This is a genomic window from Rahnella sp. 2050 (genome assembly GCF_040544515.1).
Taxonomy (GTDB): Bacteria; Pseudomonadota; Gammaproteobacteria; order Enterobacterales; family Enterobacteriaceae; genus Rahnella; species Rahnella aceris.
In genome coordinates this window covers 14,769-28,995 of the sequence record NZ_JBEPKE010000010.1, presented here as the reverse complement: position 1 = coordinate 28,995, position 14,227 = coordinate 14,769, and the positions used below count along the sequence as shown (strand labels likewise).

At 52.7% G+C, this 14,227-nt stretch carries 11 protein-coding genes; 5 read left to right on the top strand and 6 right to left on the bottom strand.

Going from position 1 to position 14,227, the window contains the following annotated elements; genetic code table 11:
* The first annotated feature begins 4 nt into the window (after positions 1-4).
* From trmH to ABIC79_RS23265, 3 genes are all read left to right on the top strand, one after another.
* On the top strand, positions 5-703 hold the full coding sequence (gene trmH, locus ABIC79_RS23275) for a tRNA (guanosine(18)-2'-O)-methyltransferase TrmH (protein WP_013577641.1): 699 nt from the start codon (positions 5-7) through the stop codon (positions 701-703).
* Positions 700-2,781 carry an ATP-dependent DNA helicase RecG gene (recG, locus tag ABIC79_RS23270; protein WP_013577642.1) on the top strand — a complete coding sequence of 694 codons (2,082 nt, stop codon included), beginning with the start codon at positions 700-702 and terminating at the stop codon, positions 2,779-2,781. Before trmH ends, recG begins: the two co-directional genes overlap by 4 nt.
* Positions 2,782-3,012: 231 nt before the next feature.
* Positions 3,013-4,338, top strand: coding sequence for a PTS cellobiose transporter subunit IIC (locus ABIC79_RS23265; RefSeq protein WP_013577643.1), 1,326 nt, complete (start codon positions 3,013-3,015; stop codon positions 4,336-4,338).
* Between the two features lie 54 nt (positions 4,339-4,392).
* On the opposite strand, the gene gltS is transcribed toward ABIC79_RS23265, so the two are convergent.
* Positions 4,393-5,604: a sodium/glutamate symporter gene (gltS, locus tag ABIC79_RS23260; RefSeq protein ID WP_037035567.1), complete on the bottom strand. Its 1,212-nt coding sequence runs from the start codon at positions 5,602-5,604 to the stop codon at positions 4,393-4,395.
* Between the two features lie 238 nt (positions 5,605-5,842).
* On the opposite strand from gltS, the gene ABIC79_RS23255 reads away from it, so the two are divergent.
* A complete protein-coding gene (locus tag ABIC79_RS23255) occupies positions 5,843-7,234 on the top strand; it encodes a nucleobase:cation symporter-2 family protein (protein ID WP_250981274.1) in 1,392 nt (463 codons plus the stop codon).
* Between the two features lie 153 nt (positions 7,235-7,387).
* A complete protein-coding gene (locus ABIC79_RS23250; RefSeq protein ID WP_112197357.1) occupies positions 7,388-9,082 on the top strand; it encodes an AsmA family protein in 1,695 nt (564 codons plus the stop codon).
* A 67-nt stretch (positions 9,083-9,149) separates the two neighbouring features.
* On the opposite strand, the gene fabY is transcribed toward ABIC79_RS23250, so the two are convergent.
* From fabY to typA, 5 genes are all read right to left on the bottom strand, one after another.
* The gene (gene fabY, locus ABIC79_RS23245) at positions 9,150-10,082 is read right to left on the bottom strand and encodes a fatty acid biosynthesis protein FabY (RefSeq protein WP_013577647.1); all 933 of its coding nucleotides are present in this window, start codon (positions 10,080-10,082) and stop codon (positions 9,150-9,152) included.
* A 33-nt stretch (positions 10,083-10,115) separates the two neighbouring features.
* Positions 10,116-10,553 carry a D-aminoacyl-tRNA deacylase gene (gene dtd, locus ABIC79_RS23240; protein WP_013577648.1) on the bottom strand — a complete coding sequence of 146 codons (438 nt, stop codon included), beginning with the start codon at positions 10,551-10,553 and terminating at the stop codon, positions 10,116-10,118.
* An 18-nt stretch (positions 10,554-10,571) separates the two neighbouring features.
* Positions 10,572-11,441, bottom strand: coding sequence for a virulence factor BrkB family protein (locus ABIC79_RS23235; RefSeq protein ID WP_013577649.1), 870 nt, complete (start codon positions 11,439-11,441; stop codon positions 10,572-10,574).
* Between the two features lie 11 nt (positions 11,442-11,452).
* Positions 11,453-12,040 carry a glucose-1-phosphatase gene (yihX, locus tag ABIC79_RS23230; RefSeq protein ID WP_013577650.1) on the bottom strand — a complete coding sequence of 196 codons (588 nt, stop codon included), beginning with the start codon at positions 12,038-12,040 and terminating at the stop codon, positions 11,453-11,455.
* A gap of 164 nt (positions 12,041-12,204) precedes the next feature.
* Positions 12,205-14,028 carry a ribosome-dependent GTPase TypA gene (gene typA / locus ABIC79_RS23225; protein WP_013577651.1) on the bottom strand — a complete coding sequence of 608 codons (1,824 nt, stop codon included), beginning with the start codon at positions 14,026-14,028 and terminating at the stop codon, positions 12,205-12,207.
* Between the last annotated feature and the right edge of the window lie 199 nt (positions 14,029-14,227).

Sequence of the window (14,227 nt, the reverse complement as noted above, 5' to 3'; positions counted from 1 at the left end):
TGTTATGACCCCAGAACGTTATGCCCGCATCCGCGAAATGCTTGCGGCCCGACAGCCAGACCTGACGGTCTGTATGGAACAGGTGCATAAACCACATAACGTTTCTGCCGTCATCCGTACGGCAGACGCCGTCGGCGTTCACGAAATCCACGCTGTCTGGCCTACAACCCGAATGAAGACACTGGTCTCTTCGGCGGCAGGCAGCAACAGCTGGGTTCAGGTCAAAACACACAAAACCATTCAGGATGCCGTCGCCAAAATGAAGGCGAAGGGCATGCAAATCCTGGCAACCAACTTGTCAGAGAAAGCCGTCGACTTCCGCGCGATTGATTACACCCGCCCGACCTGCATATTGCTGGGTCAGGAGAAAACCGGTATCACACCTGAAGCGTTAGCGCTGGCTGACAGCGATATCATCATTCCGATGATCGGTATGGTGCAATCTCTGAACGTCTCCGTTGCCTCGGCGCTTATCCTGTACGAAGCACAGCGCCAGCGCGAAAACGCCGGTATGTATCGCCGCGACAGCAGTCTGCTGAGCGAGAAGGAACAGCAGCGACTGCTGTTTGAAGGCGGCTATCCCGTTCTGTCCAATGTGGCGAAGCGAAAGAAGCTTCCCCGCCCTTTCATTGACGATCACGGGCAAATCATTGCCGATGATGAATGGTGGTCGGCGATGCAAATGACGGTCAAAAAAAGATGAAAGGCCGCCTGCTCGACGCCATCCCGCTGACGTCGCTTTCCGGCGTCGGAGCCAGTCAGGCAGACAAGCTCGCCAAACTCGGCCTTGAAACTATTCAGGATTTACTGCTTCATCTTCCTTTACGCTATGAAGATCGTACCCGCCTTTACACCATCAATGATTTACAGCCCGGCATTTTCGCCACCATAGAAGGCGAAGTGTTGCGTAGTGATATCAGTTTTGGCCGCCGCAGAATGCTGACCTGTCAGATAAGTGACGGCACTGGCATGGCGACGTTGCGCTTCTTCAACTTTAACGCCGCGATGAAAAACAGCCTGGCAACAGGTCGCCGTGTTACCGCTTATGGTGAAATCAAACGCGGCACGATCGGTGCTGAAATCATTCATCCGGAATACCGCATTCAGGGTGAAAACAGCGAAGTCGTTCTGCAGGAATCACTGACGCCGGTTTATCCGACAACGGAAGGTATCCGCCAGGCGACCTTGCGTAAACTGACGGATCAGGCACTTGAACTGCTCGACACCGTACCTGTCGCCGAACTGTTGCCAGAGGAACTGAGTCGTTCGCTGATCCCGCTTCCTCAGGCGCTGCATTTGCTGCACCGCCCGCCGCCAGATATCCAGCTTGCAGACCTTGAAAAAGGTCATCATCCGGCTCAACGCCGCCTGATTATGGAAGAACTTCTGGCACATAATCTCAGTATGCTGGCTGTCCGCGCCGGTACGCAGAGTTATAAAGCTCTGCCGTTGCATCATGACGACCGCCTGAAAAATCAGTTCCTCGCGTCGCTTCCTTTCAGCCCGACCGGTGCGCAAGCACGGGTTGTGGCAGAAATTGAACAGGACCTGGCAAAAAGTTATCCCATGATGCGTCTGGTGCAGGGCGACGTGGGATCAGGTAAAACGCTGGTAGCCGCCCTCGCCGCACTTTGCGCTATTGCTCAGGGCCAACAGGTCGGATTAATGGCGCCGACAGAATTGCTGGCCGAACAGCATGCCAATAATTTCCGTCAGTGGTTTGAGCCACTGGGTATTCAGGTCGGCTGGCTGGCGGGCAAACAAAAGGGTAAAGCCCGGCAGGCACAGCAGGATGCGATCGCCAGCGGACAGGTGTCGATGGTGGTGGGAACGCACGCTATCTTCCAGGAACAGGTTTTGTTCTCGTCACTGTCGCTGGTCATTATCGATGAACAGCACCGTTTCGGTGTGCATCAGCGTCTGGCGTTGTGGGAAAAAGGTCTGCAACAGGGCTTCCATCCACATCAGTTGATCATGACCGCCACGCCGATCCCACGCACACTGGCAATGACGGCTTACGCTGATCTTGATACCTCTGTGATCGACGAACTCCCGCCAGGCCGCACGCCGGTGACTACTGTCGCCATTCCGGACACCCGCCGCAGTGACATTATCAGCCGTGTCAAAAGTGCCTGCGAGCAGGAAAATCGTCAGGCTTATTGGGTGTGTACGCTGATTGAAGAATCGGAAATGCTGGAAGCGCAGGCCGCTGAAGCCACATGGGAAGGCCTGAAGGAGGCACTCCCGGCGCTGAATATTGGACTGGTTCACGGTCGTATGAAAGCCCAGGAAAAGCAGGCCGTTATGCAGGCATTCAAACAGGGTGAAGTGCAGCTTCTGGTGGCAACGACTGTCATTGAAGTCGGCGTTGACGTACCGAATGCCAGCCTGATGATTATCGAAAACCCGGAGCGTTTAGGGCTGGCGCAGTTGCACCAGTTACGTGGGCGCGTTGGACGTGGTGCCGTTGCTTCTCACTGTGTACTGCTCTACAAAACGCCGCTCAGCAAAACAGCGCAGAAACGTTTGCAGGTTTTACGCGACAGCAACGATGGCTTTGTTATCGCACAGCAGGATTTGGAAATCCGCGGGCCGGGTGAACTACTGGGCACGCGCCAGACCGGCAGCGCTGAATTTAAAGTCGCTGATTTATTACGTGATCAGGCGATGATCCCGGATGTACAGCGCATTGCGCGTTATCTGCAGCAACAATTCCCTGATCATGCCAAAGCTCTGATTGAGCGCTGGCTGCCAGAAAGAGTCCGTTACACCAACGCCTGATCTCTCTTTTCGCTCATTCACTTCATCAAAACATTATTAAAAAGGATGTTTTTTTTCCAACATATTCTCTTCTCTTTTCCCTAATGTGCCCCCAAAACCACTCTCCGCACTGGTTATTTGATAACCTTCACAGAGTGGGGAAAAGCCGGTAACCGGTTTCACCTCCCGTCACTACACTGATGATAATTAAGGCAACCCTGTCTGATGTCCTCAACATAAGGCCAAATCATCATGAGTATCAGCCAATCCCTCTTCACTTTTATAGAACAGAAAATCAGCCCCTTCGCCGCACGATTATCCTCACAGCGACATGTCATGGCAGTGCGTGATGGCTTCATCTCAGCAATGCCCTTTATGATTGTTGGTTCGTTTTTACTGGTTTTTGTTCACCCGCCATTTTCGCCCGAATCTTCATGGGGCTTCGCCAGAAGCTGGCTGGCGCTCTCGGCAAAATATGAAGTGCAGATCCTGACGCCGTTCAATATGACGATGGGCATTATGTCCATCTACATCTCGGCATCGATTGCCTACAATCTGGCAAGAAGTTACAAGCTAGACCCGTTCATGACCGCAATGCTGGCGCTGATGTCTTTCCTGCTGGTCGCCGCACCGCAGATTGATGAAAAGATGTCGACGACGGCGCTGGGCGGCGTGGGGATCTTTACGGCTATTCTGGTGGCGATTTATGTCACCGAACTGACGCGGTTATTGAAAAAATACAATATCGGTATCCGTTTACCCGAACAGGTACCTTCAAACATTAAGCATTCGTTTGATTTACTGATCCCGATTGTGGCCGTGGTGATTACACTTTTCCCGCTGAGCTTACTGGTCCAGTCAGGGTTTGATATGTTGCTGCCACAGGCGATTATGGCGCTGTTCGAACCCCTGATTTCTGCCGCAGACTCACTGCCTGCTGTACTTCTCGCCGTGCTGATTTGCCACCTGTTGTGGTTCGCCGGCATTCATGGCTCGGCCATTGTATCTGGCATGTTGCAGGCTTTTTGGTTAACCAATCTCGGCCTGAATCAGACAGATCTCGCTGCCGGTTTACCCATGACGCACATCATGACCGAGGCATTCTGGAATTTCCTGATCGTGATTGGCGGGTCCGGCGCGACAATGGGACTGGTGCTGCTGTTTTGTCGCAGTAAGTCAGCGCATCTGCGCACCATGGGGAAACTCAGTCTGGTGCCAAGCTGTTTCAATATCAATGAGCCGGTGATTTTTGGCACACCTATCGTCATGAATCCGGTATTTTTCATCCCCTTCCTGCTGGCACCGATGGTCAATGCCGTTATCGCCTATCTGGCCGTATCGACGGATCTGCTCCCGCATATGATTTCACTGGTCCCCTGGACATCGCCGGCACCGATCGGGGCGGCCTGGGCGATGGGCTGGGATTTCAAAGTGTCGGTTCTGGTTATCCTGCTGATGGCACTGTCGATGGTAATTTATTATCCATTCTTCAAAGTCTACGAGAAGCAGTTACTGACGCAGGAAAAAGCCGCTGAGGCCGAACAGGTGTTCACTGAGAAGGCGGACGCGGCACAATAAACCCGACGGGAAGGAATAGTCAGGCACAGAAGCGATGTTTCTGTGCCTGTTTTTTTAGCTGATAGCCGGGAATACAGGCAGCATCAGATAGAGTTTAATCACAATCGCATTGGCGATATCGATGAAGAATGCGCCCACCATCGGCACCACCAGAAACGCCAGATGCGAAGGGCCAAACTGGTTGGTGATCGCCTGCATATTGGCAATGGCCGTCGGGGTGGCACCCAGCCCGAAACCACAGTGTCCTGCCGCCAATACCGCCGCATCGTAGTTTTTCCCCATCACGCGATAAGTCACGAAAATCGCGTAAAGCGCCATCGCGAGGGCTTGAACGATAAGAATCGCCATCATCGGCAAGGCGAGTGCCGCCATCTCCCACAACTTAAGGCTCATCAATGCCATGGCAAGGAACAGTGACAAACTGACGTTACCCAGCACGGATACCGCACGGTCGAAGACACGATAAAAACCGAGCCATGCCAGCATATTACTCAGGATCACACCAACGAAGAGCACGCAGACAAAGGTTGGGATTTCAAATGCCGAGCCTTGCAACAGACTGGCGGTATATGTCCCTGCCATCAGGCAAATCGCGATCAGGGCAATGGTTTCAACCATCACCAGTGGTGTAATCATCCTGCCAATCGACGGTTTCTCAAATGCGCTCGGATCGACCATATCCTCGGGGTTTCCGTTGGGGGTGGAAGAATGGCTGACCAGATAGCGCGCTACCGGCCCCCCAATAATACCGCCGAGCACCAGACCAAAAGTTGCGCAAGCCATCGCGACTTCCGTCGCATTTTCAAAGCCATAACGCTCGATAAACAGCTTGCTCCATGCCGCGCCGGTGCCGTGGCCACCTGAAAGGGTAATCGACCCCGCCAGCAACCCCATCAGCGGATCCAGCCCGAGCATTTTCGCCATTCCGATACCGATGGCATTTTGCAAAAGCAGTAAGCCCACGACGACAAACACCAGCAGAAACAGCGATTTACCGCCTGCCCGCAGACTTGCCAGATTGGCGTTAAGACCGATCGTGGCAAAAAATGCCAGCATCAGTGGCTCTTTTAAAGACATGTCGAAACCGACTTCCCAGCCGAATATCTGGTTGGCGATCAGTAACAATAAAGCGACCAGCAAACCACCGGCAACGGGTTCAGGAATGGTGTATTTTTTGAGGAATTTGACCGACTGGACGCATTTCCGTCCTAAAAGGAGCACCAACGTGGCGGCAACCAAGGTGCCGTAGGTGTCGAGTTGAATCATTGACGAACTCCATTTTAAAATAAATCCAATAAAATTATCGAGTTATAAAAACTTCACTGACATGTTTTTTCCCAGAAGCTGAATTAGAAGTCATTCAAGCTGCGTCAGGCAAGAAAAACAGGCCATAAATCCCGTCCAATCCAAAACCAGTCGAGGAATATTGCCATTAGCAAACGATTGCTTTTGTCGTTAATTTCAATAAAAATGCCCGCTTTGCCGCTTATTGGAATGCCACAGCATGAGTTCGCAAACCGCAGAACAAGAAACACAGCAACCCGATCTTTCCCGCCAGCAAAAAAGTGAACTGATTTACCGGCTCGAGGACCGCCCGCCATTACCTCAAACGTTATTCGCCGCCTGTCAGCATTTGCTGGCGATGTTTGTTGCGGTAATCACACCAGCACTACTGATTTGCCAGGCGCTGGGTTTGCCTGCGCAGGACACGCAGCACATCATCAGCATGTCGCTGTTCGCCTCCGGCCTGGCTTCTATTTTGCAGATTAAAACCTGGGGACCGGTCGGCTCGGGTTTACTCTCGATTCAGGGCACCAGCTTTAACTTTGTTGCGCCGCTGATCATGGGCGGAATGGCGCTGAAAAATGGCGGTGCGGATGTGTCGACCATGATGGCGGCGCTGTTCGGCACCCTGATGCTGGCTTCCTGCACTGAAATCATTCTTTCCCGTTTCCTGCATCTCGCACGCCGCATCATTACGCCGCTGGTTTCCGGCATCGTGGTGATGATTATCGGGCTGTCGCTGATTCAGGTCGGTCTGACGTCTATCGGCGGCGGTTATGCGGCCATGAGCGATCACACATTCGGGGCACCGAAAAATCTGCTGCTGGCTGCCGTCGTGCTGGTAGTGATTGTTCTGCTGAACCGTCAACGTAACCCTTACCTGCGTGTCGCCTCTCTGGTTATCGCCATGGCGGTGGGTTATCTGGTGGCCTGGATGACGGGCATGTTGCCAACCGTTGCGCCAGCCGCGCAAAGCAACTGGATAACATTACCAACGCCGCTGTATTACGGACTGGGTTTTGACTGGAATTTGCTGATCCCGCTGATGCTGATTTTCATGGTGACATCGCTGGAAACCATCGGTGATATTACCGCAACCTCGGACGTTTCTGAGCAACCGGTCAGCGGCCCGCTGTACATGAAGCGCATCAAAGGCGGCGTTCTGGCCAATGGCCTGAACTCGATGCTTTCTGCTGTATTTAACACCTTCCCGAATTCCTGCTTCGGGCAGAACAACGGCGTCATTCAACTGACCGGCGTTGCCAGCCGCTATGTCGGTTTTGTGGTCGCGCTGATGCTGATCATCCTCGGGCTGTTCCCGGCTGTTGCGGGATTTGTGCAGCATATTCCTGAACCGGTACTGGGCGGCGCGACCATCGTGATGTTCGGTACCATTGCCGCTTCGGGTGTGCGCATTGTTTCCCGCGAGCGTCTGAATCGCCGCGCGATTATGATCATGGCGCTTTCTCTCGCCGTCGGTATGGGTGTTTCTCAGCAGCCGCTGATCCTGCAATTCGCACCGGACTGGCTGAAAACCCTTCTCTCTTCTGGCATTGCAGCGGGCGGCATTACTGCGATTGTTCTGAATCTGGTTTTCCCTCACGAGAAGTAAAAGCAGGATGTAATCCGCGTGCAACAGCGGCAGAGGGTCTGGAACCTCTGCCGCTTTTTATTGCCTCCATTTGGCTAACCTGTTGAGAAAATTCGCTGTTTGCGGCATAAACAAAGAATCTTTTTCCATTTTCCCGTTACAGGGCTCCAGACGATGAGATTTATCGGTAAAATTTTGCTGACGTTCGCCTTACTTCTGGTGCTGGCGATCGTGCTGGTGTACGTCCTATTACAAACCCGCTGGGCTGCTGGCTGGGTCAGCCGCTGGGTCAGCAATAACAGCGAGTACCGTCTCTCCGTGGAGAAACTCGACCATAACTGGTCGTCGCCGGGTCGGGTGACGTTAACCAATGTCATCTTCGGGCAGAAGAATCAGCCGGAAGTGCTGAATGCCGGTGAAGTTGATCTGGATTTAAGCTGGCGTCAGATCACCGAGCCACGCTTTTTCGATCGCGTCGTGCTGGTCAGCGGACGCCTCAATGTCAGTCCTTCGTCAATGAATTTGCCATTGCAGGCCAATACCCTGCAACTGAGTAAAATGGCGCTCACCGGCAATACCGCTGGCTTAGACATTCAGGGTCAGCAGATTAACGCCGGTATTTCGCCGTGGCAGCCAAAACCCAATCAGCTTTTAGGCGATAAAGCTGACTTCCAGCTGAGCGCCGCCAGCCTGACGGTCAACGGACTGCCGGCCGAAAATGTGCTGATTCAGGGCAACATCAATAATAAGAATCTGACGCTGAGTAATTTTGGCGGCGATCTGGCTCGCGGTCAGTTAACGGGTAAAGCGACGCAGGCCGCCGATGGCAGCTGGAACATAGAAAACCTGCGGCTGAGCAATGTGCGTCTGCAAACATCCAAACCGCTTTCTGCTTTCTTCGACGACTTCCAGACCCTGCCAAAAGTGACTATTCAGCGACTTGATCTGATCGACGCGCGTTTGCAGGGAACAGACTGGGCATTCAGCGACGTTGATTTGTCCGTGCAGGATCTGACGCTCGAAAAAGGCGACTGGCAAAGTGATGACGGCGAAATCACCCTGAATGCGACGGATATGATTGATGGAAACCTGCATATTCAGGATCCGATCATCAGCCTCGACCTTTCGCCGCAGGGCATTGCGATCAAACAAGCTACGGCGCGCTGGGAGCGCAGTTTATTGCGCACGACCGGCAACTGGCTGCGCGCCAACAAACGCCTTCAGCTTGATGAAGTGTCTGTTGCGGGGCTGGAATACACCTTGCCGGAAAACTGGAAACAACTCTGGAATCAGGCACTGCCGGATTCGCTGTCTGAAGTCTTTATCAGCCGGTTCATTGCTAACCGGAACCTGATTATTGATATCAATCCGCAGTTCCCCTTCCAGCTGACGGCACTTGATGGCCTCGGCAACAATCTGTTGCTGGCGCGTAATCATCAGTGGGGGATCTGGAGCGGTAAGCTGAATCTGAATGCAAGTGAAGCCACATTTAACCGCAATGACGTGCGCCGTCCTTCCATCACCCTGGAGGCGAACGACCGTCAGGTGAATATTTCTGAGCTGAGCGCCTTTACCAAAGAAGGATTGCTGGAAGCCAGTGCGACGGTTGATCAGCAGCCGCAGCGCCATTTCTCTGTGAAGATGACCGCCCGCTCAGTACCGGCGAATCAGCTGGAAAACTGGGGATGGCCACATGTGGCGCTGGAAGGTAACGCTAATATGCAGCTGAATCTGCAAGGACAGATGCCGGCAAACGTGGATTACAAACCCACGCTCAGCGGGACATTGCAGATAAACGGCAGCCAGACAATTGACCAGAGAATGGTAAACGGGTTGGTTTCCGGTACGCCAGCATCTGCTACTCCTTAATCCAGGCATCACCAAAAATGCAAAAGGCACCGCAATGGCGGTGCCTTTTATTTTGGGTAGAAACCAATCAGTTAATTTCAGGCTCCAGCGGTGCGCCGGGCGCGGCGGGCAATACCAGATAGGTGCCTTCAAACACCGCGCCGTCTGTCTCATCGCCGTATAAATTCACTTCGAGTTGCACGCGTGCTTTCCGCCCGCGAGCCAGACGGTCGAGATCACCGCGGACAGAGCCCAGGTCGGCAACGGCACGCGGCCTGCCGGTCACCGGCATGCTGTAACGGATATGCGCATCCGCCAGCACAATGGTGCCGCCCAGATGGCGCTCACGCAGCAGCAGCCAGATCAGCCCCCAGCCGGTCAGCGTTGCCAGCGAAAACAAACTGCCAGCGAACAATGTATGGTGCGGATTCTGGTTGCCCGTTTCCGGCATCGTGGTGACAAATCGCTGGCCGGTGTACTGACTGATACGCACGCCCATTTTTTCACTGAGCGGGATGTGGTCATACCAGGCCTGCTGAAGCTGACCGCACCAGTCAGGGCGATGCAGAATATCATCCAGCGTTTCGATGGGTTTTATCATCAGGAAGTGGCGAACCGGGGTTGTTTGCGGCGTGGTGATTTCGCCCTGATTCACAAAACCCAGTTTGGCAAAGAAATCCACGGCATCTTCGCGGGCGCTACAGACCACTCGTTTCACCCCTTCCTGACGCGCCACAGACTCCAGGGTCATCGCGACCAGCGTTCCCAGCCCTTTGTCTTGTACATTTGGATCAACCGCCAGAAAGCGGATAGAGGCTTCATTATCGGCATTGATGTATAAACGGCCAACCGCCACCGGTTCGCCCTCCTCATCAACTACCATCTGGTGATGTGCGATGGAATCGTAGGCATCACGCTCTGAACCCTCCGGCTGATGCAACGGTTTACGCAGCATTTCCCAACGGAATCGGTAATAGGCGGCCAGTTCTTTTTCGGTCGTCGGTACTCTCAGATGATACATAGATGCTTTCTCTCCGGCGTTATGCCTTATGGATCAGACTTGTAGCCAGAAGGTCACCGGCCCGTCGTTCACCAGTGCCACTTTCATATCCGCTGCAAAGCGTCCGGTTTCGGTAGCAATGCCCTTTTCCCGGCACTGCCCGCAAAAATACTGATATAACCGCTCCGCTTCCTGTGGCTCAGCCCCGCGCGAGAACCCAGGACGCATGCCTTTTTGTGTGTCCGCCGCCAGCGTGAACTGCGACACCACCAGCAGGCTGCCACCGGCCTGCTGCACGTTCAGATTCATCTTGTCATTTTCGTCACCGAAGATTCGGTACCCGATCACCCGTTCACAAAGGCGTTTGGCTTTTTGTTCGTCATCGCCCTGTTCAACGCCCAGTAAAACCAGTAACCCCGGTCCTATCTGGCCACAGATTTCGCCATCGATCGTAACGCTGGCATTCAATACCCGCTGAATTAACGCAATCATACAAATCCTTCGGACTGATTATTCTTCTGCCCTATGTTGAGCAGACTGCAATTTTCTTAGAGAACGGTACTCGCCCAGCGTGACGGTAATTTCCGCCCCAAGAAGAACGATACACCAGCTGACATAGACCCAGAGAAATAAAATGGGGATCACCGCCAGTACACCGTAAATCAACTGATATGACGGGAAAAGCTGAATGTATAAGGTGAAGATTTTTTTACTCAACTCGAATAATACGCCGGAGACCAGTGCGCCGATCAGGGCATCTTTTGCCGGCACTCTGACCGTTGGTACTACCTGATAGAGCAGCCAGAATGTCACCCAGGAGATCAGCAAGGGCAGAATGCGCAGCGCGTGGTCGATCACCGAATGCACACCGCTGATGTTCAGCCAGTTCAGGGAGAGCAGATATGAGCTGACAGCCACGCTGGCCACCAGCAGAATTGGCCCGAGCGTTAACACCATCCAGTACACAGCGAAAGAAAACACAATCGGACGCGTGGTTTTGCTGTCCCAGATTTTGTTCAGCACGCTGTCTACCGAGGCTATCAGAAGTAGCGCGGTGACGATTAATCCACAGGTGCCTACGGCCGTCATTTTGCTGGAGTTGGCAACAAACTGTTCCAGATAACGCTGGATTGTATTCCCGGTCGCTGGCATGAAGTTGGAAAAAATGAATGTTTTCAGCTGCATGCTGATTTCTGAAAAAACGGGGAATAATGCAAAAAGTGAAAATACCACGGCGATCAGCGGCACGAGCGATAGCAAAGAGACATAGGCCAGATGGCCCGCCAGAAGCGTCAGGCCATCTTTATCCGAACGCTTTAAAAGCAGGCGCGTAAATTTCCACAACGATTTTAGGTAGTGGCTCAGTGCCCTTTTCTGCATCCTTACATCCTTCAGGAAAAGTATTTCGGTACCGTCTGGTTATCTTCTACCCATACAGCCTCAATGCCAGCATTCCGGGCGGCTTCGATATTTTCAGCAACATCATCAAAGAACACGGCCTGATCGGCGGTGAATCCTTCTTTCTCCAGAACATGCCGGAAAATTTCGGGCTCCGGTTTGCGCATACCCAAATTTTGCGAGAGGTACATCGCGTCGGTATTGGCTTCGATTTCAGGATAATGATGAGGCCAGAAATCCAGATGTAAGCGGTTGGTATTAGAAAGCACGACGACACGATGACCTTCTTCGCGCAGTTTCTGAAACAGGGCAATGACCTCAGGACGCAGACCAACAAACACCGCATGCCAGCCCGCACTGAATTGTTCAAAGCTTAGTGCGATACCCATTTCATGACATAAATCGGCAGCAAACTGTTCGTCGCTGATTTCACCACGCTCGTGTTTCTGGAACACCTCGCCCATTGAAAACCGCTCGGTCAGCGTCGCCAGCGGGGTGCCACTCAGATGGCTCCACACCCCCAGCACTCGTTTGAAATCAATATCAATAATGACGTTTCCCATATCAAAAATGTACAGCATTGCACGCTCCTGATTTCAAAGATGACAGTTAACTTTAGCGGTAAAACGTACAAGTGAACAGGGGCAACGCGACGGGGCGTAACGAACGGAGGAGAAAAAAACATAAAAAAAACAGGGTACCCGAAGGCACCCTGTTTCTGTGTAACGGCAAACGTTAAAGAAGATTAACCTTCTTTAGGACCACGCATTGCACGTTTACGATCGTTCTCGGTCAGGTGACGTTTACGGATACGCACAGACAGAGGAGTCACTTCGACCAGTTCGTCATCATCGATGAATTCCAGAGCTTGCTCCAGAGACATTTTGATAGCAGGAACCAGAGTCGTTGCTTCGTCAGTACCGGACGCACGCATGTTAGTCAGTTTCTTACCGGTCAGGCAGTTCACGGTCAGGTCGTTAGAACGTGAGTGAATACCGATAATCTGGCCTTCATACACTTCTGCGCCGTGACCCAGGAACAATTTACCGCGGTCTTGCAAGCTGAACAGTGCGAACGCAACCGCTTTACCCTGACCGTTGGAGATCAGCACGCCGTTCTGACGCTGGCCGATTTCGCCCGGACGAACGTCATCGTAGTGGCTGAACGTGGAGTACAGCAGACCGGTACCGGAAGTCATGGTCATGAATTCGGTACGGAAGCCGATCAGGCCACGTGCTGGGATCAGGTAATCAAGACGGATACGACCTTTGCCGTCTGGGATCATGTCTTTGACATCGCCTTTACGCTCACCCATGGCCTGCATAACAGAACCCTGGTGTTGCTCTTCGATATCCAGTGTCACGTTCTCGAATGGCTCTTGCATGCGGCCATCGATTTTACGGTTGATTACTTTAGGACGGGAAACCGCCAGCTCGAAACCTTCACGACGCATATTTTCGATCAGAACCGACAGGTGAAGTTCACCACGGCCTGAAACACGGAATGCATCAGCATCTTCAGTTTCTTCAACACGCAATGCAACGTTGTGCACCAGCTCTTTGTTCAGACGGTCAAGGATCTGACGTGAAGTCACATACTTACCTTCTTTACCACAGAACGGAGAGGTGTTTACGTTGAAGTACATGGTTACTGTTGGTTCATCAACGCTCAGCGCAGGCAGAGCTTCAACATTCGCCGGATCACAGATTGTGTCGGAAATGTTCAGTTCGCCCAGGCCGGTGATTGCGATGATGTCGCCCGCTTCAGCAACGGTGGCTTCGATACGCTCAAGACCCATGTGGGTCAGAACTTTACCGACTTTACCGTTGCGGGTTTTGCCTTCGCTGTCGATGACAGTGATTTGCTGGTTAGGCTTAACGGTACCGCGTTTGATGCGGCCGATGCCGATGACGCCAACATAGTTGTTGTAGTCCAGCTGAGAGATTTGCATCTGGAACGGTGCTTCCATCTCAACTTGTGGCGGAGATACGTGGTCAACGATCGCCTGGTACAGCGGGGTCATGTCTTCGGCCATATCGTTATGGTCGTTACCCGCGATACCCATCAATGCTGATGCATAGATGATTGGGAAATCGAGTTGTTCGTCGGTTGCGTCCAGGTTTACAAACAGGTCGAAGACCTGATCGACAACCCAGTCAGGACGCGCGCCAGGGCGGTCAACCTTGTTGATTACCACGATCGGTTTCAGACCATTAGCGAAGGCTTTTTTGGTCACGAAACGGGTTTGCGGCATTGGGCCATCCATTGCATCCACAACCAGCAGCACCGAGTCGACCATTGACATCACACGCTCTACCTCACCGCCGAAGTCGGCGTGTCCTGGGGTATCCACGATGTTGATGCGGTAGTCTTTCCAATTAATGGCGGTGTTTTTTGCGAGGATGGTAATCCCACGCTCTTTCTCCAAATCGTTGGAGTCCATTACGCGTTCAGTGGCTTCTACACGCTCTCCGAAAGTACCGGATTGTTGCAGCAGCTTGTCGACCAGGGTGGTTTTACCATGGTCAACGTGGGCAATAATGGCGATGTTACGCAAATTTTCGATCACAGCTTTGCCTCAGGCATTAGAAATAGCGCGCTATTGTACACGTATTAAGCGAGGTTCTAAACAAGATCACAAGGATCTTGTTGAAACAACTTATGGATGGCTACTTTGTGATCCCTTTCACGGTGCAAAAAGACCACTGAACCATTATGACGCACCATTATAGTGCTTTCACTCTCACAGTTAGCACCATTTTAGTGCG

Excerpts from the sequence above, each read along its gene's own strand:
- trmH (WP_013577641.1), top strand. The coding sequence starts at position 5 with ATGACCCCAGAACGTTATGCCCGCATCCGCGAAATGCTTGCGGCCCGA.
- recG (WP_013577642.1), top strand. The coding sequence starts at position 700 with ATGAAAGGCCGCCTGCTCGACGCCATCCCGCTGACGTCGCTTTCCGGC.
- ABIC79_RS23265 (WP_013577643.1), top strand. The coding sequence starts at position 3,013 with ATGAGTATCAGCCAATCCCTCTTCACTTTTATAGAACAGAAAATCAGC.
- gltS (WP_037035567.1), bottom strand. The coding sequence starts at position 5,604 with ATGATTCAACTCGACACCTACGGCACCTTGGTTGCCGCCACGTTGGTG.
- ABIC79_RS23255 (WP_250981274.1), top strand. The coding sequence starts at position 5,843 with ATGAGTTCGCAAACCGCAGAACAAGAAACACAGCAACCCGATCTTTCC.
- ABIC79_RS23250 (WP_112197357.1), top strand. The coding sequence starts at position 7,388 with ATGAGATTTATCGGTAAAATTTTGCTGACGTTCGCCTTACTTCTGGTG.
- fabY (WP_013577647.1), bottom strand. The coding sequence starts at position 10,082 with ATGTATCATCTGAGAGTACCGACGACCGAAAAAGAACTGGCCGCCTAT.
- dtd (WP_013577648.1), bottom strand. The coding sequence starts at position 10,553 with ATGATTGCGTTAATTCAGCGGGTATTGAATGCCAGCGTTACGATCGAT.
- ABIC79_RS23235 (WP_013577649.1), bottom strand. The coding sequence starts at position 11,441 with ATGCAGAAAAGGGCACTGAGCCACTACCTAAAATCGTTGTGGAAATTT.
- yihX (WP_013577650.1), bottom strand. The coding sequence starts at position 12,040 with ATGCTGTACATTTTTGATATGGGAAACGTCATTATTGATATTGATTTC.